This window comes from Pseudomonas sp. 10-1B (assembly GCF_000935045.1).
In the GTDB taxonomy this organism is placed as follows: Bacteria; Pseudomonadota; Gammaproteobacteria; order Pseudomonadales; family Pseudomonadaceae; genus Aquipseudomonas.
Map to the genome: position 1 here is coordinate 14825 of NZ_JYKS01000052.1, position 20858 is coordinate 35682.

Sequence of the window (20858 nt, forward strand, 5' to 3'; positions counted from 1 at the left end):
TAGATCTGTTCATTTGCCTTTACTATCAAGGCAAATAGAGCCAACTACCTGATGAGGTACCCATGACCGATGCCATCGACCAATTGCTGATCAACGCACTGATGGATGACTCGCGCCGCTCGCTCAAGGCCCTGGCGCAGATCAGCGGGCTGTCCGCGCCCAGCGTCAGCGAGCGCCTGCGCCGCCTGGAAGAGCGTGGTGTGCTCCGCGGTTACACGGTGGAGGTCGACCCGCGCGCCTTTGGTTACCAACTACAAGCGATCGTGCGCATCCGCCCGCTGCCTGGGCAGTTGCAGGAGGTGGAGCGGCAGATCATTGCCATTCCCGAGTTCACCGAATGCGACAAGGTCACCGGCGAGGACTGCTTCATTGCACGTTTGCATGTGCGCTCGATGGAACAACTGGACACCCTGCTCGACCGCATCAATGTGCTGGCCGAGACCAATACCGCGATCATCAAGAAAAGCCCGGTGAAACGGCGGTTGCCGCCGATGGACTGAGTGTTGCCTGGACCGGCCCTATCGCCGGCAAGCCAGGCTCCCACAAAGACCTCCATCATTCTTGAAACCTGTGGAGTACCTGTGGGAGCTGGCTTGCCGGCGATAGGGCCGGAACAGGGAAAAGCTGACTAATTCTTGTACACAAGAATGTCACCTTAGGTGCCATTTTTGTGTGCACTTTCTTCAGTAATGCCCCAATACGTTACACCCCACTCGCAACTAATTTTGACCATTTGATCAACTAATTAACCAACTAAAAATTTAAACCTGTTCATTGGGTCAACTTATATCCCCTGCATTTCATTAACTTACCTTTCAACAACATAGATTCAAAATGCTGGCCACTTGGCAGTTGATTTTTCCTTGGCATGGAACTGGCTTTTGTGTGTTCGTGTTTTGTATACAAACCGAACAAAACATAAATACACAAGAACCCGCGACGCCAGCCCAAAAGCCGGCCGCCGCGCCCAGAACCCTGTGATGCCAACGCTGCACCGACGAGATGGCGAGCCCGTGCGCATGCCCGCTCATCGCAGTCCATGTGCATCAGGAGCCCGCCGGAATGAGTAGCAGCCTCGACCTTGCCCCTGAACTATCCGTCGCCAGCACCCACGCCAATTCCACTCTCAGCGGCCATCAGCCGGAACTTGTCCTGAGCCCGCGCCTGCATAACCGCGACCTCGCGCCCACCCGTATCGAGGGCCGTCGCTGGGGTGGCTACAGCATCTTCGCGCTGTGGACAAACGATGTGCACAATATCGCCAACTATTCGTTCGCCATGGGCTTGTTCGCCCTCGGCCTGGGTGGCTGGCAAATTCTGTTGTCACTGGCCATCGGTGCGGCGCTGGTGTACTTCTTCATGAACCTGTCCGGCTACATGGGGCAGAAAACCGGGGTACCGTTCCCGGTCATCAGCCGCATCGCCTTCGGCATCCACGGCGCGCAGATCCCGGCGCTGATCCGTGCGGTCATCGCCATCGCCTGGTTCGGCATCCAGACCTACCTGGCCTCGGTGGTGCTGCGCGTGCTGCTCACCGCCGTGTGGCCGCAACTGGCAGCCTACGACCTCGACAGCATCCTCGGCCTGTCGAGCCTGGGCTGGGTATGCTTCGTGGCGATCTGGCTGGTGCAACTGGTGATCCTTGCCTATGGCATGGAGATGGTGCGCCGCTATGAGGCCTTCGCCGGCCCGGTGATCCTGCTGACCGTCGCTGCCCTGGCGGTATTCATGTACTTCAAGGCCGACGCGCGCATCGCCTGGTCGGTGGCCGAGCCGCTGACCGGCTACGAGATGTGGCGCAACATCTTCGCCGGCGGCGCGCTGTGGCTGGCTATCTACGGCACCCTGGTGCTGAACTTCTGTGACTTCGCCCGCTCCTCGCCGTGCCGCAAGACCATTCGCGTCGGCAACTTCTGGGGCCTGCCGGTGAACATCCTGGTGTTCGCCGTGATCACCGTGGTGCTGTGCGGCGCACAGTTCCAGATCAACGGCCAGGTCATCGACAGCCCGACGCAGATCGTCGCCGCCATCCCCAGCACGCCATTCCTGGTGCTTGGCTGCCTGGCCTTCCTGATCGTCACCGTGGCAGTGAACATCATGGCCAACTTCGTGGCCCCGGCCTTCGTCCTCAGCAACCTGGCACCGCGCCACCTGAACTTCCGCCGTGCCGGGTTGATCAGCGCCACCCTGGCGGTGCTGATCCTGCCGTGGAACCTGTACAACAGCCCGTTGGTGATCGTGTACTTCCTGTCTGGCCTGGGCGCCCTGCTCGGCCCGCTGTACGGGGTGATCATGTCCGACTACTGGTTGCTGCGCAAAGGCTGCATCAACGTGCCGCAGCTGTACAGCGAGGACCCGGCCGGCGCCTACCACTACACCAAGGGTATCAACCTGCGCGCCGTAGCGGCCTTCGTACCGGCCGCACTGCTGGCCATCGTCCTGGCCCTGGTACCCAACTTCCAAAGCGTGGCGCCGTTCTCCTGGCTGATCGGTGCCGGTATCGCCGCCGCCCTGTACCTGCTGATCGCGCCACGCAACCGCCAATACCACGATGTCAGCGGCGAGTGCATCGCCGTCGACCACAGCAGCCATTGATCAGGGAGGACTGCCCATGCGTATTCTGATCGCCAACGTCAACACCACCGAAGCCATCACCGAAGCCATTGCCGAGCAGGCTCGTGCAGTGGCCGCGCCCGGTACCGAAATCGTCGGGCTCACCCCGTGGTTCGGCGCCGAGTCGGTGGAAGGCAACTTCGAAAGCTACCTGGCCGCCATCGCCGTAATGGACCGGGTGCTGGCCTACGATGGCCCCTACGACGCCGTGATCCAGGCCGGTTATGGCGAGCACGGCCGCGAAGGCCTGCAGGAACTGCTGAACGTGCCGGTGGTGGACATTACCGATGCCGCCGCCAGCACGGCGATGTACCTTGGCCACGCCTACTCGGTGGTCACGACCCTGGACCGCACAGTGCCGCTGATCGAGGACCGCCTGAAGCTCTCAGGCCTGTACGAGCGCTGCGCCTCGGTGCGGGCCAGCGGGCTGGCGGTGCTGGAGCTGGAAGCCGACCCGCAACGCGCCGTGGAAGCGATTGTCGAGCAGGCCGAACGTGCCGTGCGTGACGACAAGGCCGAGGTGATCTGCCTGGGTTGCGGCGGCATGGCCGGGCTGGACGAGCAAATTCGCCAGCGCACCGGCGTGCCGGTGGTGGATGGCGTGAGTGCGGCGGTGACCATTGCCGAGGCGCTGGTGCGCATGGGCCTGAGCACCTCCAAGGTACGCACCTATGCCACGCCGCGGGCGAAGAAAGTGGTGGGGTGGCCGATGCGTTTCGGCCGCTAGCCTTCTATTTACCTGTACCGGCCCTATCGCCGGCAAGCCAGCTCCCACAGGTACCGCGCAGGTCTCAAGCTTTGCGCAGTCCCTGTGGGAGCTGGCTTGCCGGCGATAGGGCCGGTCCTGCTAACCCATCATCCTGGCCAGGCGCTGCGCACTGCCACAGGCCAATGTGAACCCCAAGGCCCCATGCCCCAGGTTCAGCCACAAATTGCGATACACCGTGCCAGCTATGATCGGCACCCCGGTCGGCGTCGCCGGCCGCATCCCCGCCCACTCCACCGCCTGGCCATAATCCGCTGCCTTGGGCAAGGTCTCCAGCGCCAGCCGCCGCATGCTCTGCAGCCTATGCTTTTCCACCGAGTCGTCGAAGCCAACGATGTCTACCATCGCCGCCACCCGCAACTGCTGCCCCAGGCGGGCATAGACGATCTTGCGCTCATAGTCGGTAAGGCTCACCTCCGGCGCTCGGTGCCCGGCACCGATCGGCGCTGTCAGGCTGTACCCCTTCAACGGGTAGACCGGTAATCGCACCCCTGGCAATGCCAGGCCAGGGCCACGATGCCCGGCACTCAGCACCAGTTGCTCCACGTCCAACTGCTCGTCACCCAGCTGCAGCGCTACCACCTGATCCTGGTACCGAAGCAGTTGCGTCACTGGCCGGCCAAGCAGAAAACGGCATTGCCCGGAAGCGCGCAACAGTGCCTCCAGGCGCTTGCAGAACAAGTGGCAATCGCCAACCTCTTCATCCGCGGTGAACACGCCGCCAACAAACGGTACGCCATCCAGGGCAGGTTCCAGCGCGCGCAGCTCCGCTGCCGCCAGTACCTGCTGGCTATCCGGGTCCGTCAACTGCTGGCGGCCATGGGCAAAGGCACGCTCGCTGCGAAAGGCCACCAGCTTGCCGTTGCGCCGCCAGGCAAAATCGCCAAGGTCTTGGTCCTCGCGCCATTGCGCCAGAACCGCCTGGCTATGCAGCGCCAGCTCCAGCAATTGCCCGGCATTACGGCGATTGACACTGCGCCGGCAAGCCAGGATGAATGCCAGCAGCCAGCGCCACTGCGCCGGGTCCAGGCGCAAGCGCAGGCGCAGCGGCGACTCGCCCTGCAACAGCCAGCCCAGCGCCTGCCACGGCACCCCGGCGTCGGCCAGCGGCGCCACATAGCGGTAGGACAACTGTCCGCCATTGGCAAAGCTGGTGGCAGACGCCAGGCTGTCGCGGGCCTCGATCACATCAACCGACCACCCTTCACAAACAAGGGCGTAGGCCGTCGCCAGGCCAACCACCCCGCCACCGATTACCGTTACCCGCTGCTTCATCGCTCATCCCTGTTCCGGCTTGCTGGCCAAACAGTACCAGCGGATCAGGTCGGGCAGCTATGCGCACCATTGTTCAGCCCCTGGCGCACGTTGCGGCTGAGCAGGCTGGGCTTGCCATCGTGCCAGGTCAGGGTCAGGACGTAGAGGGTGTCGAAGTCATCGCCGCTCCAGTCCTCGGTGATCACCTGCTCTTCACCCAAAGCCTTGCCGGCTACGGTATTGATCAGTTCCGGCAGGTAGCCGTGGGACCAGGCAGTGTAGATGGTCGAATTGCGGTATTTGTCGCTCAGCAACTCATCGGCCAGTTCGTCGGTATCGTTGGCGCCGTAGTCGATGTTCACCGGCAGGCCCAGACGGATGGCGCTGGGGCTGATGGTCATCAACGGGCGAATGTAGCTGTAGCTTTCGTCCTTGCTGCCTTCCTCGACATGCCGCGAGGGGTTGGCAGCAAACACGTAGTCGGCTTTGCCAAAGCGCTCGGGCAGCACAGTGGCCAGGTCCAGCGCACGGTTGAGGCCCTGGCAGTTCAACTGGCCCAGCCCCTCGCCCGGTTTTTCAGCGTGGCGCAGGAACACCAGAGTCTGGGTGCCATCCACCGGTTGCGCCCGGCTTTCCACAGCCTCCAGCGCCAGCGGTACAGCAACGGCTGTGAGCACCAGGCCCAGCAGCAAGTGACGGCGACGGTGGAAGAATGTTGGCAACTTCATCAAGGCTGGCTCACGTGGCGGAGATAATCGGGTTTACCCGCCACATCGCCCGGGCAGTTACAGGGGCGCCCTTGTAGTGAATGCCGTCCTTGGCAACGAGTGAGGGTCAGAGTGCCCTGAACCCGTTTGGTTCCTCCCTGGAGGTGGATGCCGTTCCCTAGGCAAGGCCTACATTAAGGGATGGGTATTGCTGAATTGTGTCCGTTCGTTACTTGTCGCTCTCGCCAGTGACCGCTACGGTGCCCCTGGTGCTTCCGCCGGAGAGACCGAGTCGATAATGGTTACATCGAATACCTGTTCAATGACCTGCTTCGGGCCTTGATTCAAACTCCAGGTGAAGAACACCAGAAAACCCAGCAAGAATACGAAGAGGATTGAGCCCACGAGACTTTGCGCCACCCCAACCAGAATCCAGGCTTGGCTTGCCTGATTTCGCGGCTTGCCTTATCGGAATAATGCTGCTCAAGTTCCACAACCTGTGCCGCGATCGAAGCATCAAGAAATCCTTGAGCAAGCTGGCTGGCCTGATTGCGGTAACCTTCGATCTGCGAGGGGCTGTTGCTGACATCATGGAAAGGAGCCAAGTCTTCATCTCTCGGCTCCCGGTCATGCTTTTCCTTGAATGCCTGGATAAACTCGGTTTTTTGCCTCTTGTACAACGAATAGGCAATGATACCGAGCGTATCCTGCTCATTCTCCACGAGCACCGAGTAGATGTGGTTGTAACAGCCGTCGGCCATCAGGTTCTCACGCCTTGCGTAAGCGGGAGTACGCAGCAGCGAAAGCTGCCTTCAATTCCGAGCGGGTTTTCCGGGTATTGGTAACCACGCTCGCCAGTTCACGTGGTAACGAGATCTCCATTCGCGCGCCTGATGCCACCAGCAACGCGTTCGCTTCGCGAACCACGCGAGATGAAAAATGCGATTTCATGGGTAGCCTACCCTGTTCTCTCATTGACTCTGCAAGGTTAGCCGACCCTGGATAGCACCTCAATCAGACATCGGTCGACCGTGTGTGTAGTCCTTTTCCTCAATCATCCCGCGTCAGCACTTCCAGCAGTTCGATCTCGAAGGTCAGGTCCGAATTCGGCGGAATCGCCCCCACGCTGCGCTCGCCATAGCCCAGGTGCGCAGGCACCAGCAGCTTGCGCTTGCCACCAACGCGCATACCCATAAGTCCTTGATCCCAGCCTTTGATCACCCGGCCGGTGCCGATCACGCACTGGAATGGCTTGCCGCGCGACCAGGACGAATCGAACTCGCTGCCGTCGGCCAGCCAGCCGGTGTACTGGGTAGTGATCAAGGCGCCTTTGACGGCGGCTTTGCCGTCACCCTCGACTAGCTCGATGATCTGAAGTTCTTGGCTCACGGGCACACTCCAACGCAGAAAAACAAAGCCGCCCTTTTCTCAGGAATGCACCGGTTTGGCAAGTTCGCGTGGTGTTTCATGCTGACGCATCGACCACAGCACGCCGCCAATCACCAGCACGATTGCCGCCGCTTCCAGCAGGCTTGGCCCGGTCTGCCGCCAGAGGAAGGCGTACAACAGCGCGAAGAGGGTCTCGAACACGATCAGTTGCCCACTCAACGTCAACGGCAGCCGCTTGGACGCGGCATTCCACAACGCCATGGCCAGCCACGAACCGAGCACCGCACAGGCCAGGCAGACCGCCCAGAACAACCACCAACGCGCCATCGGTGCCTGCACTTGCAATTGCTGCGGCTGCCACAGCGCCAGGCCGGCGACCATCAACAGGCTGGCCAGGCCGGTCATGATCCCGCACAGCACCGACCACTGGTGGCTGTCGAAATGCCCGCTCTGCTTCAGGTAGCGGCTGTTCTGCACGGCGTACCAAGTCCAGCAGGCCAGGGCAGCCAATGCGCAGCACAGGCCCATCAGCTTGTCGCCGATGTCGCCGGGGGCGAAAGCAAAGGTTTCCAGGTTGATGCACAACATGCCAGCGAGAATCAGCGCCAGCGGGCCGACCAGCCGCGCCAGGGGCACCGCGCCACTGTCGTTGCGGCCATACAAGGTGATCGTCAACGGCATCACGCCGACGATCAACGAGGCCGGGGCTACACCCAGGCGCTGGATCGCCGCCACCAGGAACACGAAGTACACCAGGTTGCCGATCACCGCCAGGCGCAGCAGCATCCACACATCGCTCGCGGTCAACTGGCGCAACCGGCGGGCCATAGGCAAAGCCAGCAGCAGCGAAATCACCCCCACCATCAGGTAGCGCACGCTGCTAAGCAGCATCGGGTTGAACTCGGGCAGCAGCTCGGGAACCATCAGCACCATGCCCCATAACGCGCCGGCCATGCCGGCATACATCACACCGCGTTTCACGTGTCTGCTCCTGTTCGTAGATAAGCGCAGGCTACCGGTGCGCGGGGTGGCGGGCAAAAGATGAATTTGCATGCTGGCATTCCTTGGAGGAATGGCTCAGGGCAAATATGATGTTGCTCTTGCCGCCCCTTTCGCGGGCAAGCCCGCGCCTACAGGAAAGCCCCATGAGCCGCTACAGCCGCCACCTGCCCCCACTCGATACCCTGATCGCCTTCGAGGCCGTGGCCCGCACTGGCAGCTTCACCCGTGCCGCCGGCGAGCTGTACCTGACCCAGAGCGCGGTGTCCAAGCAGATTCGCCTGCTCGAAGACCAGCTCGGCACCCAGCTGTTCGAGCGCCGCGCCCGTGGTATTGCGCTGACCACCGCCGGCGAGCACTTCCATGGCTTTGTCGAGCCGATGCTGGACAAGCTGCTGGCCAACGTCCAGCGCCTGAAAAGCGGCCATGGCAGCCGCCATGTCAGTGTCATCTGCACCCATGCGGTAGCCCAGTACTGGCTGTTCCCGCGCCTGCTGCGCTTCAACGAGCAGCACCCCGGGCTGACGGTGAACATCCATGCCAGCAACGACATCAACGAGAGCCTGGTTGCCGACTACGACTTCGGTATTCTCTACGGGCATGGCCGCTGGCGTTCGTTGCAGGCCAGCAAGCTGTTCGACGAAGTGATCTACCCGATTGCCAGCAGCAGTTGGGACCTCAGCCAGGTCGACAGCCTGGCGGCGCTGCAGGCGCTGCCACTGATCCAGCTGGACGCCTCGGCCTGGAACTGCCTGGACTGGCACGACTGGTTCGCCCATTTTGGCGTGCGCTACCAAGCGCCAGCCGATGCGCTTACCTTCAACCAGGTCAACCTGGTGTTCGACGCGGTGATGCAGGGCATGGGGGTGGGGCTTGGCTGGGAATCCATGGCCCGTGACCGCATCAACAGCGGCCTGATCCGCCAGGTGTGCGATTTCGAGGTGCGCACCGGCCAGGCCGACTACCTGGTGCACGACCGCCAGACCCTGCCCTCACCCGCCGCTCAGGTGTTTGCCGAGTGGCTGCTGGGGCAGGCCTGAATCAGCTGTTCTGCTCGAACACCTGTTGGCCGGTCAGTTCCTTGGTCTGGTTGGCGAAGCAATACCAGGCTGGCTTTTCTTCGACGAAGATCTGCAGGTCGAAATCCCATTCCTGGTCGCCGTCGAGCAGGCCGACCGGCACGGCATGAAAATTATTGGCCTTGAGCCGGTAGTACAGATGCGTGCCGCACTGGCCACAGAAAGCGCGCTGAGCCCAGTCAGACGAGTCATATACGCTGGGCGCCCGCCCTTCGATTACCGGCGGCGCGCTGCAATCAACCACCAGCAGCGGACCACCGGTCCACTTGCGGCACATGCTGCAATGGCAGGCGCTGATATGGGTGTTATCGACGGTGACCGTGAGCCGGGTGGCACCGCACAGGCAGGTGCCGTGTTTTTCCAGGGCCATGGCTGGCTCCTTGAACAGGGGGTGGGCCAGCAATTATAGATGTGCGCTGTTTTGTGGGAGCGGCCTTGTGTCGCGATAGGGCCGCAAAGCGGCCCCAGGACTTAAGCGACAACGCTGAATCCGGGGGCTGCTTCGCAGCCCATCGCGACGCAAGGCCGCTCCCACAAGGGGTGGTGCCGACCTGTCAGATGTACACGGTTCCGCGCAGGTACAACGCCGCCCGCCCACTGATGATCACCCGGCCATTACCCGGTACCTGGCACTGCAGCTGACCTTTACGTGCCCCACCCTGCTCGCAGTCCAGCACCTGCTTGCCCAGGCGCTCGGCCCACATCGGTGCCAGCGAGGTGTGCGCCGAGCCGGTCACCGGGTCCTCGTTCACGCCGACCCGGGGGCCGAACCAGCGGGTGACGAAATCGAAGCCACGGCCTGCCGCAGTCACGGCGATGCCACGCACGTCGAAAGCCGACAGCGCAACGAAGTCTGGCTTCAGCGTGTCGAGCAGCAATGCATCATCAACCACCACCACATAATCATCACTGCGATACAGCGCCTGCGCCTGGCCCAGGCCCAGCGCTTGCAGCAGGCCCGCCGGGATATCCATAGCGACCGGCTGCTTGGCCGGGAAGTCCATCGCCAGCAGGCCATCAGCGTTGCGGCTGACGCGCAGCTCGCCACTGCGGGTGTTGAAGCGCAGCACCTGCGCTTGCTCGCCCAACTGCTCGAACAGTACATACGCCGAGGCCAGGGTGGCATGGCCGCACAGGTCGACCTCCACGGTCGGGGTGAACCAGCGCAGGTCGAAGGTTTCGCCATTGCGCACGAAGTAGGCGGTTTCCGACAGGTTGTTCTCTTCGGCGATGCGCTGCAGCACATCGTCCGCCAGCCAGCTTTGCAGCGGGATCACTGCCGCAGGGTTGCCACCGAACGGTTCAGCGGAAAAGGCATCGACCTGGAAGATTTCGAGTTGCATGCACACACTCCTTGTTGCCCGGGTGCTGCCGGGCAGATGTCTGGAAAACGGTTACGCGCGTACCGGGGTCAGCACCGGTTCACCGGCAAAGAACGCCTGCAGGTTGCGCAGCACCAGGGCCACCGTGTCGCGCGCAGCTTCTGGCGACTGACCGGCCACGTGGGGCGTAAGTACGGTGTTGGCCAAGGCCTTGAGGGCATCGGGCACTGCCGGTTCGTCGTCGAACACGTCCAACGCAGCGCCCGCCAGCTGGCCACGCTGCAGTGCGGCAATCAACGCCTGGGTGTCGACCACGCTGGCACGGGCGATGTTCACCAGGTAGCCCTCGCCCCCCTGGGCGTCGAGCACCTGGGCATCGACCAGATGGCGGGTGTTGGCACCACCGGGGGTGGCCACCACCAGGATGTCGACGGCATCGGCCAGGTGCAGCGGGCTGTCGTACCAGGTGTAGGGCACGTTCTGGCGCGGTGTACGGCTGTGGTAGCTGACGGGCATGTCAAAGCCCAGGTGCGCACGCTTGGCAATCGCCAGGCCCACGGCACCAAGGCCGAGAATACCCAGGCGCTTGCCGCTCACCGAGGGGCTGATCACCCGGTTCCACTCACCGCGCCGGGTGCTGGCATCGGCACGGGGAATGTCGCGCAGCAGTGCCAGCAGCAAGGCCAGGGTGTGGTCGGCGACCGCGTCGGCGTTGGCCCCGGCGCCGTTGGTGACGGTGATGCCGCGGGCTGCGGCGGCGGCCAGGTCTACTTGCTCGTAGCCGGCGCCGATCACGCAGATGATCTTCAGCTGGGGCAATGCGTCGATTTCGGCTGCAGTCAGGCCCAGCGGGCCACGGGTGAGCACGGCGTCGATTTCATCGGCATGGCGTTGGATGGCATCGGCCCGCAGCTGCGGCGAGGGGGCACGGATCAGACGGTAACCGGCCTGCTCCAGCAGGGGCAGGTAATCGTCGACGGTTTCCACCAGTACCAGGACTGTCTTGCGCATGCCACCTCCTTAGTTTGAAGCGGCATTATGCGGAGTTACCGTGCGGTACAGTCAATTGGTAATTGCGGGGGAAACTGTACTGTATTGGTTGTCTGTCCCGGCCCAATCGCCGGCAAGCCGGCTCCCACAGGTTGGACCACGGTCCTGAAGCAGTAGGTGCCCCCTGTGGGAGCCGGCTTGCCGGCGATAGGGCCGCGCAGGAAAATATCACCTACTGCCCGAACGCACGCCCCAAACCGCCCGGCACACCGCTGCTGTCAGTTTCCTGCCATGGCCCATTCGGGCTCAGCGACCAGCTCCAACCATTGTCGAACCGGTAGTAAGTACGCTGCCGGTAAAAGGTATTCGGCTGCTTCTCAAGTACATACACCCCCAGCTTCGGGTCCCAGTGGCTCGCCCCGCCAGGCGGTGGTGCAAAGCTGGCCGAGGTCCGCGGCATGGGCTTGGGAATCGCCGCCGGCTTGCTCGGCTGGGTGGCAGGCTGCCCGCCCGGCAAGGGCTTGACCACCGGCCCCTGCGGCGGCACGCGCTCGATCGGTGGCGCCGGCTGCTCGTATGGCTCATGCACCGTACACGCAGACAAACCCAGGGCCAGGGTGATCAGGGTCAGGCGGACGGTGCTGTGCATGGCATTGTTCTCTTACGGGTCGGGGCTGTCGATGGTCAGGTGCTGGGTGGCCTGGGTGGCGCTGGGCAACGGCTTGCCTTGGCCAATCCACTCGCCATGGGTCGGCTGGCCAGCGCGCGAGACACGTGCAACCAGTTGGACTTCGGCAAAGTCGGACAGTTTCATCTGCGGCAGCATTGCATCAGCATCGGACAATTCCACCTCGATCGGCAACTGCGCCACCGTCACCCGCTTGGCCGCCAGCGGCATAGGCGGGCCATTGCTGGCGCGCGCGAAGATGAACACCGTGTCGTCCGGCTTGACCTTGTCCTGCAACGCCGCCGCCAGCTCCACCCGCACCTTCAAACGGGCAGCCACCGGTGCGGGCGCGGCAGCCTGCGCTGACGCGCCACCCAGGCGCTCGGCGGCGCGATCGATACCACCCTGCAGGGCCGCACGCGATGCATCGCCTTCCGGCAACTGCGCCAGCAGGCGCTTCCAGTAATCGATGGCTTCCTGGTAACGCTCACCCTCGAAGGCGGCAATACCGCGCAGGCCCAGGCTGGTGACTTCGTTGGGGTCAGCTTTCAGCGCTTCGTCAGTCAGCGCCTGCACCTGCGGGCTCCACTGCTTGTCGGCGGCAAAGTACAGCGCCTGGGCCCACTGCCCGAGCAATTCGGGCTGGCGACCGGCCAAGGCCACGGCGCGTTCGAAGGTACGCGCGGCATCCGCCGGGCGCTGCTCGGCCATGTAGGCACGGCCAAGGAAGTACAGGGCCTCGGCCGAGTCCGGCTGGGCCTGCACCACGCGCTCCAGGCGCGTGGTCATTTCTTCCATCGACTTCGGCGCCTGGGCAAACTCCTGGGTCATGGCAACCTTGTCGGCCGCACCAAAATGCAGGTACAACCCCAGCGCCATCAGCGGCACCAGCACTGCCGCCAGCAACGGCAGGGCCTTGCCCAAATGGCCCTGGCGCGCGGCCTCGGCACCTTCGGTATCGGCCAGCAGCTCGCGGGCAGCCTCGTCGCGGCCCTTGGCCATCTGCGCCTCGTCGAGCACCCCGGCGGCCTGCTGGCCAGCCAGTTCGGCGATGCGCTCCTGGTACAGGGCCACGTTCAGGGCAGTGCGGTCTTCTTCCTGCTGGCGACGACGGCCACGCAGGATCGGGATCAGCAAAAAGCTGAGGGCAGCGAGCAATAGCAGGCCCGCGCTAAGCCAGAATTCAATCATGGGTCTGTTCTTTTTCCAGCAGTTTGGCGAGACGCTCGCGTTCTTCGGCAGACAACTCATTGGCGCCCTGTACAGCTGTAGCCCGGCGCCGGCGCACGATCACCGCCAATACCACGAAGCCACCGGCCAGCAGGATCCCCGGGCCAAACCAGAGCAGCCAGGTACGCCCGCTGAGCGCCGGCTTGTAGCGCACGAAGTCGCCATAGCGGTCGACCATGAAGTCGATGATCTGCTGGTTGCTCTGGCCTTCACCGAGCATGCGGAAGATCTCCCGGCGCAGGTCGGCAGCAATCGGCGCGTTGGAGTCGGCGATGTCCTGGTTCTGGCACTTGGGGCAGCGCAGCTCCTTGGTCAACTGCTGGTAACGCTCGCGCTCGGCCTCGTCGCGAAACTGGTAGGTGTCGATGGCCGCCTTGGCCACGCCGACCAGGCTCATGCCCAGCACGGCGGCTGCCAGCCAACGCTTCATGGCTGGGCCTCGTCGACCAGGCCCTGGTACAGCGGCGCCAGCTGCTCACGCCACACAGTGGCATCGACAATGCCCACATGCTTGTAGCGGATGATGCCCTTGGCATCGATCAGGAAGGTTTCCGGCGCGCCATACACGCCCAGGTCCAGGCCCAGGCTACCCTGCTCGTCACGGATGTCCAGCTGGTAGGGGTTGTGGAACTCGGCCAGCCACTTCTGTGCGGCAGCGTTGTCGTCCTTGTAGTTGACCCCGTGGATCACCACACCCTGCCGGGCCAGCTGGTTCAGGTACGGGTGCTCGACCTTGCACGATGGGCACCAGGTAGCCCACACATTGACCAGCGCCGGGCGACCGTGCAAGTCGGCCTGGGTCAGGGTACGGTCACCTTGGGTCGAAGCCAGGGAAAACGCCGGGAACGGCTTGCCGATCATTGCCGAGGGCAGCTCGTCGGGCTTGAGGAACAACCCCTTGTAAAGGAACACCGCCATCAGCAGGAACACCGCCAGGGGTACCACCATGATCCAACGCTTCATGCAGCTGCTCCAGACACGCCCAGGGCATCACGCACCCGGGTCTTGACCTTGACGCGGTAGCGCCGGTCGAAGGCCGCCAGCAACCCGCCCAGGCCAGTCAGCAGACCACCCAGCCAGATCCAGCGGACGTAAGGCTTGATATGCACGCGCACCGCCCAGGCGCCGTTTGCCAGCGGTTCGCCGAGGGCAACGTACAGGTCGCGGGTAAAGCCGGCGTCGATGCCGGCTTCGGTCATCATCGACTGCTGCACGGTGTACAGGCGCTTCTCCGGGTGCAAGGTGGTCACTTCACGGCCATTGCGGCTGACCACGATGGTGCCCTTGTCGGAGATGAAGTTCGGCCCTTCGAAGTGCTTGGCGCCCTGGAACAGGAAGTGGTAGCCGCCCAGCTCCACGCTTTCACCCGGGGCCATGCGCAGGTCGCGTTCGGCGCTGTTGTTGCTCGACAGCACCACGCCCAGCGCACACACCGCCAGGCCCAGGTGCGCCAGTTGCATGCCCCAGTAGCTGCGGCCCAGGCCAGGCAGGCCCTTGGCCAGGCCTTTGTGGCGGGTTTTATCGAGAATATCGCGCAGCCCGCTGAGTACCACCCAGGCAGCCAGGGCGAAGGCGGTCAGGGTCGGCCAGTCGAAATCGTCGACGATAAAGCCCGCGACCGGGGCCAGGATGGCGCTGCCGAGCAGCACCGGGGTCAGCATGCTGGCCAGCCATTTGCCCGGGGTGTCCTTCCAGCGCACCACCACGCCCACGCCCAGCACCACCATCAGCAGCGCCATCAGCGGCAGGAACAAGGCATCGAAGTACGGCGGGCCGACCGACAGCTTGGCCCCGGTCAAGGCATCGAGCACCAGCGGGTACAGCGTGCCGAGCAGAATCATCGCGGCCGCCACCACCAGCACCAGGTTGTTGGCCAGCAGCAGCGTCTCGCGTGACCACAGGGCAAAGCCCACCTGGCTCTTGACCACCGGGGCGCGCAGGGCGAACAGCGCCAGCGAACCGCCGACCACGAACAACAGGAAAATCAGGATGAACACGCCACGCGACGGGTCGGCGGCAAAGGCATGCACCGAGGTCAGCACGCCGGAACGCACCAGGAAGGTACCCAGCAGGCTCAGCGAGAACGCGGCAATCGCCAGCAGCACGGTCCAGCTCTTGAACACCCCACGCTTCTCGGTCACCGCCAGCGAGTGGATCAGCGCCGTACCCACCAGCCAGGGCATGAACGAGGCGTTCTCCACCGGGTCCCAGAACCACCAGCCCCCCCAGCCCAGCTCGTAGTAGGCCCACCACGAGCCCAGGGTGATGCCCACACCGAGAAAGGCCCAGGCGACGATGGTCCAGGGCCGCGACCAGCGCGCCCAGGCGGCGTCCAGGCGGCCACCGAGCAAGGCGGCGATGGCGAAGGCGAAGGCTACCGAAAAGCCCACATAGCCCATGTACAGCATCGGCGGGTGGACGATCAGGCCAAAGTCCTGCAGCAGCGGGTTAAGGTCGCGACCATCGGTCGGCACCTGCGGCAGCAAGCGCTGGAACGGGTTGGAGGTGATGATCAGGAAGCTCAGGAAGCCCACGCTGATCATGCCCATCACCGCCAGCACGCGGGCCAGCATCACCTGCGGCAACTGCCGCGAGAACACCGACACGGCGAAGGTCCAGCCACCGAGGATCAGCGCCCAGAGCAGCAACGAACCTTCGTGGGCGCCCCACACCGCACTGAACTTGTAGTACCAAGGCAAGGCGCTGTTGGAGTTGCTGGCCACGTAGGCGACCGAGAAGTTGTCGGTCATGAAGGCATGGGTCAGGCAGGCGAAGGCAAACGCCAGGAAGGCGAACTGCCCCCACGCCGCCGGCCTTGCCAGGCTCATCCACAGGCTGTCGCCACGCCAGGCGCCGAGCAGCGGCACACTGGCCTGCACGGCGGCAAAGCAAATGGCCAAAATCATCGCCAACTGGCCCAGTTCGGGGATTACCAGTGCCGCGTTCATGGCTTGGCCTCCCCGCCAGCAGCGGCCTGGCCGCTTTCCTTCAGGGCCTTGGTGACCTCGGGCGGCATGTATTTCTCATCGTGCTTGGCCAGCACTTCATCGGCCACCACCACGCCTTCGGCGTTGAGCTTGCCAAGGGCGACGATGCCCTGCCCTTCGCGGAACAGGTCGGGGAGGATGCCACGGTAGGTGATCGGCACCGACTTGTTGAAGTCGGTGACCACGAAGCGCACGTCCAGCGAGTCGGACGAGCGCTGTACCGAGCCTTTCTCGACCATGCCGCCAGCGCGGATGCGCGTGTCCAGCGGCGCTTCGCCATTGGCGATCTGGGTCGGTGTGTAGAACAGGTTGATGTTCTGCTGCAATGCGCTCAAGGCAAAGCCGACGGCAACCCCGACGCCGACCAGCAGGCCGACGATGAGCAACAGGCGTTTCTTGCGCTGCGGATTCACTGGTTGTTCTCCCGGCGCAAACGGCGCGCCTCTTCTTGCAGGTAGCGACGGCGGGCCAGCAGCGGTGCGGCGACATTCAGCGCCAGCACGGTCAGGCAGATACCATAGGCCGACCACACGTACAGGCCGTGATGGCCCATGGCGAGAAAGTCACCGAAGGTGGCAAAACTCATTGTGCGGCCCTCCGCCCCAGGCTGTTCAACACTTCGTCCTTGACCCAACTGGCGCGCGCCTCGCGCTTGAGCACTTCAAGGCGCATGCGCAGCAGCAGCACGGCACCGAAGAAGCAGTAGAAGCCCAGCGCCGTGCACAGCAGCGGCAGCCACATTTCCGCGGGCATCGCCGGTTTTTCGGTAAGGGTGAAGGTGGCGCCCTGGTGCAGGGTGTTCCACCACTCCACCGAATACTTGATGATCGGGATGTTCACCACCCCGACAATCGCCAGCACCGCACAGGCCTTGGCCGCACTGTCACGATTACTGATCGCCTGGCCCAGCGCAATGATGCCGAAGTACAGGAACAGCAGGATGAGCATGGACGTAAGGCGGGCATCCCAGACCCACCAACTGCCCCAGGTCGGCTTGCCCCAGATGGCGCCGGTGACCAGCGCCACGGCGGTCATCCAGGCGCCGATCGGCGCGGCGCATTGCAAGGCGACATCGGCCAGTTTCATCTTCCACACCAGCCCCACCACCCCGGCCACCGCCAGCAGCACATAGCAGGACTGGGCCAGCATCGCCGCCGGCACGTGGATATAGATGATGCGGAAGCTGTTGCCTTGCTGGTAGTCCTGGGGGGCGAAGGCCAGGCCCCAGGTGATGCCGACCAGCAGCAGGAGCACGGCAGCGATGGCCAGCCACGGCAGCATGCGGCCGCTGATGGCATAGAACCATTTCGGGGAGCCCAGCTTGTGGAACCACGTCCAGCTTATTTTCATCAGGGTACATCCAGGGTCTTTGCCGGGCTTGAGAGCCCGGGACTCGTTATTCGCCGACGCTGATCTTCAGGCCGGCCGCTATCGCAAAGGGTGCCAGGGTCACGGCCAGGGCCGTCAGGCTGGCGAGCCAGAGCAGGTGACCGGTTGCCGGCATATTCTGCAACGCCGCTTGCAACGCACCACTGCCCAGGATCAATACAGGGATATACAACGGCAGTATCAGCAATGCCAGCAGCAAACCACCGCGTTTCAGACCGACCGTCAGCGCCGCGCCCACCGCACCCAGCAGGCTCAGCACCGGCGTGCCCAGCAGCAGGGAGCCGAGCAGCACCGGCAGGCAATGGCTCGGCAGCCCCAGCATCAGCGCCAGCAGCGGCGCCAACAATACCAGCGCCAGCCCGGAAAAGATCCAGTGCGCCAGCACCTTGGCCAGTACCAGTAGCGCCAGTGGGTGAGGCGACAATACCCACTGCTCCAGCGAGCCATCCTCGAAATCGCTGCGGAACAGGCCGTCCAGCGACAGCAGCACCGCCAGCAGCGCCGCCACCCAGACCAGGCCCGGCGACAAGGTTTGCAACAATTGACTCTCCGGGCCAACCGCCAGCGGGAACAATGCGACGACGATGGCGAAGAACACCAGCGGGTTGGCCAGCTCGGCCGGGCGGCGGAACAGCAGGCGCGCTTCGCGGCGCAACAACAGGATGAATACGCTCATGCCGCCCATTGCCCCAGGTTCAGTTCACGGTAACCGGAGGGCTTGCGTTCCAGCGTGTGGTGGGTGGTCAGCACCACCGTGCCGCCCTGCTCGCAGTGGGCTGCCAGGTGCGCTTCGAGCTGCACCACGCCTTGCTTGTCGAGGGCGGTGAACGGTTCGTCGAGAATCCACAGCGGCGGGCTGGCCAGGTACAGCCGCGCTAAAGCCACGCGGCGCTGCTGGCCGGCGGACAGGGTGTGGCAGGGCACGTCTTCGAAACCGCGCAGGCCTACCGCCGCCAATGCCGCCCAGATCGCCTCGCGGTCGGCCGGCTGGTGCAGGGCGCACAGCCAGGTGAGGTTCTCCTCGGCGGTGAGCAGGTCCTTGATGCCGGCGGCATGGCCAATCCACAGCAGGATGCTGGCCAGCGCATGACGTTGCTCGCCCAATGGCTGGCCACCCAGCAGGATCTGCCCGGCTGTCGGTTGCATCAGCCCGGCCAGCAGGCGCAGCAGGCTGGTCTTGCCGCTGCCGTTGGGGCCGCTGATCTGCAGCATGTCGCCGGGCCGCAGCTCGAAAGCGAGGTGCTCGAACAGCAGGCGCCAGTCGCGCTCGCAGGCCAGGCCCGCGGCTTGGAGGTGAAGGGTCACGGTTTCGCCTTATCTTTGTAGGGCTTGAGGGCAGTGTCGCCTGCTTCGCGGGCTTGCCCGCTCCCACAGGTTTTGCGCAGGTTTGAAGATCTGCGCCCTACCTGTGGGAGCGGGCAAGCCCGCGAAGCAGGCGACACCGGCCTCAAGCCCTTGTGTCTCAAGTCGCCCCGCGCGCTGCCGTTATACTGGCAACGACGGACGGCCGGCATTATTACACGCACCGCCGCGCTGCCAAGAGGCCGGGTCCAACAGGTTGTATACAATCATGACTGAAATCAATAGTCTCAGCGCACAAACCGCGATCAACAGCCAAGCCATGAAGGCAGCCATGACCGGCGAATTGCTGCGCCTGATCGAGGCGCGGCCCGGTCTGCTGGCCTCGGGCGAGACCGCGCAGGCCGAAGTCGTGTCGTTGCGCCAGACGGGCCAGGAGTTTCAGCTGGTGCTGCGGTTGATGCAGGCCAACGGCGTGCAGACCCAGCTACAGGCCAGCGCCAGCCAACCCCTGCCCCAGGGTAGCCAGGTCACCGTCAGCCAGACTGAAAGCAACCGCCTGGCGGTCATGCTGCAACAGGCCAATGCCAGCCAGATCGCCACCCTCACTCGCCTGGATACCAGCAAGGTACCGGTCGGTACCCTGCTACAAGGCAAGGTGCTGACCAACCAGGCGCTGGCCCAGGCGCCGGGCCAGCCCGCTGCCTATCGGGCGCTGATCAGCCTGCTCAACAGTGCGCAGGCTGGCGCCACCCTGACCATCGACAGCCCGCGCCCGCTGACCGTCGGCAGCCTGCTCAGCGCGCTGGTGCAAGGCGACCAGTCGCTGCGCTTCGTGCCGCTCAGCGGCAGGCAGGACCAGCTCAGCATTGCCCAGCAGCTGCTGACCCAGCAAAGCCGCCAGGCCTCGCTGCCCGGCCTGCTCAACACCTTGCAACAGCTCGCCCGCGACCCCAATGCCGATGGCGACCTGCGCGCCAGCGCCGAACGCCTGCTGGCCGGCCTGCCGGACGCTCGGCAACTGGGCGATGCCAAGGGCGTAGCCCAGGCCCTGAACAATAGCGGTGCCTTCCTCGAAGCGAAACTGCTGGGCGGCTTCCCTGCCAGCGTCGCCACCGACCTCAAGGCACACCTGCTGCGGTTGATGCCCCTGGTCCCGGCAAACACGCCTGGCGCGCCCAACCTGGCCCCCAGCAGCCTGTCCGTGACCATGCCAATGCTGGCCCGCAGCGCGCTGGGCATGCTCGAACGGGTCAGCCCCAAACCGCAGCCTGGGGCATTTCCACTGCCGTCGCGCCTGCTCAAGGCCCTGGAAGACGAAGGCGACCTGCAACAGCTGCTGCGCCTGGCCGCGGCTGCCATTTCACGCCTGCAAAGCCACGCCATGAGCAGCCTGCAACAAACCGGCACGCTGGAAAACGGCAACCTGCAGACCACCTGGCAAACCGAAGTGCCGATCCGCCACGGCCAGGAATTCATCCCGCTGCAGGTCAAACTGCAGCGCGAGGAAACCCCTCAACAGCAGGCCGACCGCCAACATGAAGCGCAAGACCCGCTGCAAGCCCTGTGGCGCATCGAACTGGCCTTCGACCTGTCGCCCCTCGGCCCTTTGCAGGTACAAGCGCAACTAAGCCAGGGCCGCCTGAGCGGCCAGCTGTGGGCAGAGCGCGAACAAACCGCCAGGCTGATCGACGCCCAGCTCGGCGCCCTGCGCGAACGCCTGCTGGCGCGCGGCCTGGATGTTGGCGACCTGGAATGTCACCCCGGCACACCGCCACAGGGGCCGCGCACGCGGGTAGAACAACGCTGGGTGGATGAAAACGCATGACTCAAAAGCCCATACGCCAGGCCATTGCCCTGAGCTACGACGGCCAGCAGGCCCCTACCCTCAGCGCCAAGGGTGACGATGCGCTGGCCGAAGCCATCCTGGCCCTAGCCCGCGAACACGAGGTGCCGATTTACGAGAACGCCGAGCTGGTGCGCCTGCTGGCACGCCTGGAGCTGGGCGAGCAGATCCCGGAGGCGCTGTATCTGGCCATCGCCGAAATCATTGCCTTCGCCTGGCAATTGCGCGGCAAGGTGCCCGCCGGCTTCAGTGACGAGCCCAGCGCAGCGCGGGACGTTACCCCGGTAACTGCCCTGCTGCCACCTGGAGCCAACCGCTAAT

General features: G+C 64.1%; 24 protein-coding genes. 6 read left to right on the top strand and 18 right to left on the bottom strand.

The window, feature by feature from the left end; genetic code table 11:
* The first annotated feature begins 62 nt into the window (after positions 1-62).
* The 3 genes from TZ03_RS23665 to TZ03_RS23675 all read left to right on the top strand — a co-directional run bounded on the left by TZ03_RS23665 (position 63) and on the right by TZ03_RS23675 (position 3340).
* Positions 63-500: an Lrp/AsnC family transcriptional regulator gene (locus tag TZ03_RS23665; RefSeq protein ID WP_051100785.1), complete on the top strand. Its 438-nt coding sequence runs from the start codon at positions 63-65 to the stop codon at positions 498-500.
* 562 nt (positions 501-1062) lie between these two features.
* Positions 1063-2595 carry an NCS1 family nucleobase:cation symporter-1 gene (locus TZ03_RS23670; protein WP_051100786.1) on the top strand — a complete coding sequence of 511 codons (1533 nt, stop codon included), beginning with the start codon at positions 1063-1065 and terminating at the stop codon, positions 2593-2595.
* 16 nt (positions 2596-2611) lie between these two features.
* Positions 2612-3340, top strand: coding sequence for an aspartate/glutamate racemase family protein (locus TZ03_RS23675; protein WP_051100787.1), 729 nt, complete (start codon positions 2612-2614; stop codon positions 3338-3340).
* A 120-nt stretch (positions 3341-3460) separates the two neighbouring features.
* Here the strand turns inward: TZ03_RS23675 and TZ03_RS23680 are convergent, their stop codons facing one another.
* From TZ03_RS23680 to TZ03_RS23700, 5 genes are all read right to left on the bottom strand, one after another.
* Positions 3461-4654 carry a D-amino acid dehydrogenase gene (locus TZ03_RS23680; RefSeq protein ID WP_051100788.1) on the bottom strand — a complete coding sequence of 398 codons (1194 nt, stop codon included), beginning with the start codon at positions 4652-4654 and terminating at the stop codon, positions 3461-3463.
* A gap of 44 nt (positions 4655-4698) precedes the next feature.
* The gene (locus TZ03_RS23685) at positions 4699-5361 is read right to left on the bottom strand and encodes a hypothetical protein (RefSeq protein ID WP_051100789.1); all 663 of its coding nucleotides are present in this window, start codon (positions 5359-5361) and stop codon (positions 4699-4701) included.
* 323 nt (positions 5362-5684) lie between these two features.
* Positions 5685-6101, bottom strand: a complete 417-nt coding sequence (locus TZ03_RS23690) for a hypothetical protein (protein ID WP_236692890.1) — start codon at positions 6099-6101, stop codon at positions 5685-5687.
* A gap of 289 nt (positions 6102-6390) precedes the next feature.
* On the bottom strand, positions 6391-6729 hold the full coding sequence (locus TZ03_RS23695) for an FKBP-type peptidyl-prolyl cis-trans isomerase (RefSeq protein ID WP_051100790.1): 339 nt from the start codon (positions 6727-6729) through the stop codon (positions 6391-6393).
* Between the two features lie 39 nt (positions 6730-6768).
* The gene (locus TZ03_RS23700) at positions 6769-7710 is read right to left on the bottom strand and encodes a DMT family transporter (RefSeq protein WP_051100791.1); all 942 of its coding nucleotides are present in this window, start codon (positions 7708-7710) and stop codon (positions 6769-6771) included.
* Between the two features lie 164 nt (positions 7711-7874).
* Here TZ03_RS23700 and TZ03_RS23705 point away from each other — a divergent pair, with 164 nt between their 5' ends.
* A complete protein-coding gene (locus TZ03_RS23705) occupies positions 7875-8768 on the top strand; it encodes a LysR substrate-binding domain-containing protein (RefSeq protein ID WP_051100792.1) in 894 nt (297 codons plus the stop codon).
* A 1-nt stretch (position 8769) separates the two neighbouring features.
* Here the strand turns inward: TZ03_RS23705 and TZ03_RS23710 are convergent, their stop codons facing one another.
* The 13 genes from TZ03_RS23710 to ccmA form a co-directional block, all read right to left on the bottom strand.
* Positions 8770-9177, bottom strand: a complete 408-nt coding sequence (locus TZ03_RS23710; protein ID WP_051100793.1) for a GFA family protein — start codon at positions 9175-9177, stop codon at positions 8770-8772.
* 184 nt (positions 9178-9361) lie between these two features.
* Entirely contained in the window at positions 9362-10150 is a 789-nt protein-coding gene (locus tag TZ03_RS23715) for a PhzF family phenazine biosynthesis protein (protein WP_051100794.1), read from the bottom strand.
* Between the two features lie 51 nt (positions 10151-10201).
* Entirely contained in the window at positions 10202-11140 is a 939-nt protein-coding gene (locus TZ03_RS23720; protein WP_051100795.1) for a 2-hydroxyacid dehydrogenase, read from the bottom strand.
* Between the two features lie 211 nt (positions 11141-11351).
* Entirely contained in the window at positions 11352-11768 is a 417-nt protein-coding gene (locus TZ03_RS23725) for a hypothetical protein (RefSeq protein WP_051100796.1), read from the bottom strand.
* A 12-nt stretch (positions 11769-11780) separates the two neighbouring features.
* Positions 11781-12977: a c-type cytochrome biogenesis protein CcmI gene (gene ccmI, locus TZ03_RS23730; protein ID WP_051100797.1), complete on the bottom strand. Its 1197-nt coding sequence runs from the start codon at positions 12975-12977 to the stop codon at positions 11781-11783.
* The gene (locus tag TZ03_RS23735; RefSeq protein WP_051100798.1) at positions 12970-13446 is read right to left on the bottom strand and encodes a cytochrome c-type biogenesis protein; all 477 of its coding nucleotides are present in this window, start codon (positions 13444-13446) and stop codon (positions 12970-12972) included. The genes ccmI and TZ03_RS23735 overlap by 8 nt, the downstream gene beginning before the upstream one ends.
* Positions 13443-13979: a DsbE family thiol:disulfide interchange protein gene (locus TZ03_RS23740; protein ID WP_051100799.1), complete on the bottom strand. Its 537-nt coding sequence runs from the start codon at positions 13977-13979 to the stop codon at positions 13443-13445. Before TZ03_RS23740 ends, TZ03_RS23735 begins: the two co-directional genes overlap by 4 nt.
* The gene (locus TZ03_RS23745) at positions 13976-15964 is read right to left on the bottom strand and encodes a heme lyase CcmF/NrfE family subunit (protein ID WP_051100800.1); all 1989 of its coding nucleotides are present in this window, start codon (positions 15962-15964) and stop codon (positions 13976-13978) included. Before TZ03_RS23745 ends, TZ03_RS23740 begins: the two co-directional genes overlap by 4 nt.
* Entirely contained in the window at positions 15961-16416 is a 456-nt protein-coding gene (gene ccmE, locus TZ03_RS23750) for a cytochrome c maturation protein CcmE (RefSeq protein ID WP_051100801.1), read from the bottom strand. Before ccmE ends, TZ03_RS23745 begins: the two co-directional genes overlap by 4 nt.
* Positions 16413-16589, bottom strand: a complete 177-nt coding sequence (gene ccmD, locus TZ03_RS23755; RefSeq protein WP_051100802.1) for a heme exporter protein CcmD — start codon at positions 16587-16589, stop codon at positions 16413-16415. The genes ccmE and ccmD overlap by 4 nt, the downstream gene beginning before the upstream one ends.
* A complete protein-coding gene (locus TZ03_RS23760) occupies positions 16586-17353 on the bottom strand; it encodes a heme ABC transporter permease (protein ID WP_051100803.1) in 768 nt (255 codons plus the stop codon). The genes ccmD and TZ03_RS23760 overlap by 4 nt, the downstream gene beginning before the upstream one ends.
* Before the next feature lie 46 nt (positions 17354-17399).
* Positions 17400-18077, bottom strand: coding sequence for a heme exporter protein CcmB (gene ccmB / locus TZ03_RS23765; RefSeq protein ID WP_013973563.1), 678 nt, complete (start codon positions 18075-18077; stop codon positions 17400-17402).
* Complete coding sequence (gene ccmA, locus TZ03_RS23770; RefSeq protein WP_051100804.1) at positions 18065-18697, bottom strand: cytochrome c biogenesis heme-transporting ATPase CcmA; 633 nt, start codon at positions 18695-18697, stop codon at positions 18065-18067. Before ccmA ends, ccmB begins: the two co-directional genes overlap by 13 nt.
* Before the next feature lie 265 nt (positions 18698-18962).
* Here ccmA and TZ03_RS23775 point away from each other — a divergent pair, with 265 nt between their 5' ends.
* The gene (locus TZ03_RS23775; RefSeq protein ID WP_051100805.1) at positions 18963-20519 is read left to right on the top strand and encodes a flagellar hook-length control protein FliK; all 1557 of its coding nucleotides are present in this window, start codon (positions 18963-18965) and stop codon (positions 20517-20519) included.
* Positions 20516-20857, top strand: a complete 342-nt coding sequence (locus tag TZ03_RS23780) for an EscU/YscU/HrcU family type III secretion system export apparatus switch protein (protein ID WP_051100806.1) — start codon at positions 20516-20518, stop codon at positions 20855-20857. The genes TZ03_RS23775 and TZ03_RS23780 overlap by 4 nt, the downstream gene beginning before the upstream one ends.
* Position 20858: the final 1 nt, after the last annotated feature.

Bases quoted from the DNA above. Each gene is read 5' to 3' on its own strand.
- TZ03_RS23665 (WP_051100785.1), top strand. From the start codon at position 63: ATGACCGATGCCATCGACCAATTGCTGATCAACGCACTGATGGATGAC.
- TZ03_RS23670 (WP_051100786.1), top strand. From the start codon at position 1,063: ATGAGTAGCAGCCTCGACCTTGCCCCTGAACTATCCGTCGCCAGCACC.
- TZ03_RS23675 (WP_051100787.1), top strand. From the start codon at position 2,612: ATGCGTATTCTGATCGCCAACGTCAACACCACCGAAGCCATCACCGAA.
- TZ03_RS23680 (WP_051100788.1), bottom strand. From the start codon at position 4,654: ATGAAGCAGCGGGTAACGGTAATCGGTGGCGGGGTGGTTGGCCTGGCG.
- TZ03_RS23685 (WP_051100789.1), bottom strand. From the start codon at position 5,361: ATGAAGTTGCCAACATTCTTCCACCGTCGCCGTCACTTGCTGCTGGGC.
- TZ03_RS23690 (WP_236692890.1), bottom strand. From the start codon at position 6,101: ATGGCCGACGGCTGTTACAACCACATCTACTCGGTGCTCGTGGAGAAT.
- TZ03_RS23705 (WP_051100792.1), top strand. From the start codon at position 7,875: ATGAGCCGCTACAGCCGCCACCTGCCCCCACTCGATACCCTGATCGCC.
- TZ03_RS23710 (WP_051100793.1), bottom strand. From the start codon at position 9,177: ATGGCCCTGGAAAAACACGGCACCTGCCTGTGCGGTGCCACCCGGCTC.
- TZ03_RS23715 (WP_051100794.1), bottom strand. From the start codon at position 10,150: ATGCAACTCGAAATCTTCCAGGTCGATGCCTTTTCCGCTGAACCGTTC.
- TZ03_RS23720 (WP_051100795.1), bottom strand. From the start codon at position 11,140: ATGCGCAAGACAGTCCTGGTACTGGTGGAAACCGTCGACGATTACCTG.
- TZ03_RS23725 (WP_051100796.1), bottom strand. From the start codon at position 11,768: ATGCACAGCACCGTCCGCCTGACCCTGATCACCCTGGCCCTGGGTTTG.
- ccmI (WP_051100797.1), bottom strand. From the start codon at position 12,977: ATGATTGAATTCTGGCTTAGCGCGGGCCTGCTATTGCTCGCTGCCCTC.
- TZ03_RS23735 (WP_051100798.1), bottom strand. From the start codon at position 13,446: ATGAAGCGTTGGCTGGCAGCCGCCGTGCTGGGCATGAGCCTGGTCGGC.
- TZ03_RS23740 (WP_051100799.1), bottom strand. From the start codon at position 13,979: ATGAAGCGTTGGATCATGGTGGTACCCCTGGCGGTGTTCCTGCTGATG.
- TZ03_RS23745 (WP_051100800.1), bottom strand. From the start codon at position 15,964: ATGAACGCGGCACTGGTAATCCCCGAACTGGGCCAGTTGGCGATGATT.
- ccmD (WP_051100802.1), bottom strand. From the start codon at position 16,589: ATGAGTTTTGCCACCTTCGGTGACTTTCTCGCCATGGGCCATCACGGC.
- TZ03_RS23760 (WP_051100803.1), bottom strand. From the start codon at position 17,353: ATGAAAATAAGCTGGACGTGGTTCCACAAGCTGGGCTCCCCGAAATGG.
- ccmB (WP_013973563.1), bottom strand. From the start codon at position 18,077: ATGGGCGGCATGAGCGTATTCATCCTGTTGTTGCGCCGCGAAGCGCGC.
- TZ03_RS23775 (WP_051100805.1), top strand. From the start codon at position 18,963: ATGACTGAAATCAATAGTCTCAGCGCACAAACCGCGATCAACAGCCAA.
- TZ03_RS23780 (WP_051100806.1), top strand. From the start codon at position 20,516: ATGACTCAAAAGCCCATACGCCAGGCCATTGCCCTGAGCTACGACGGC.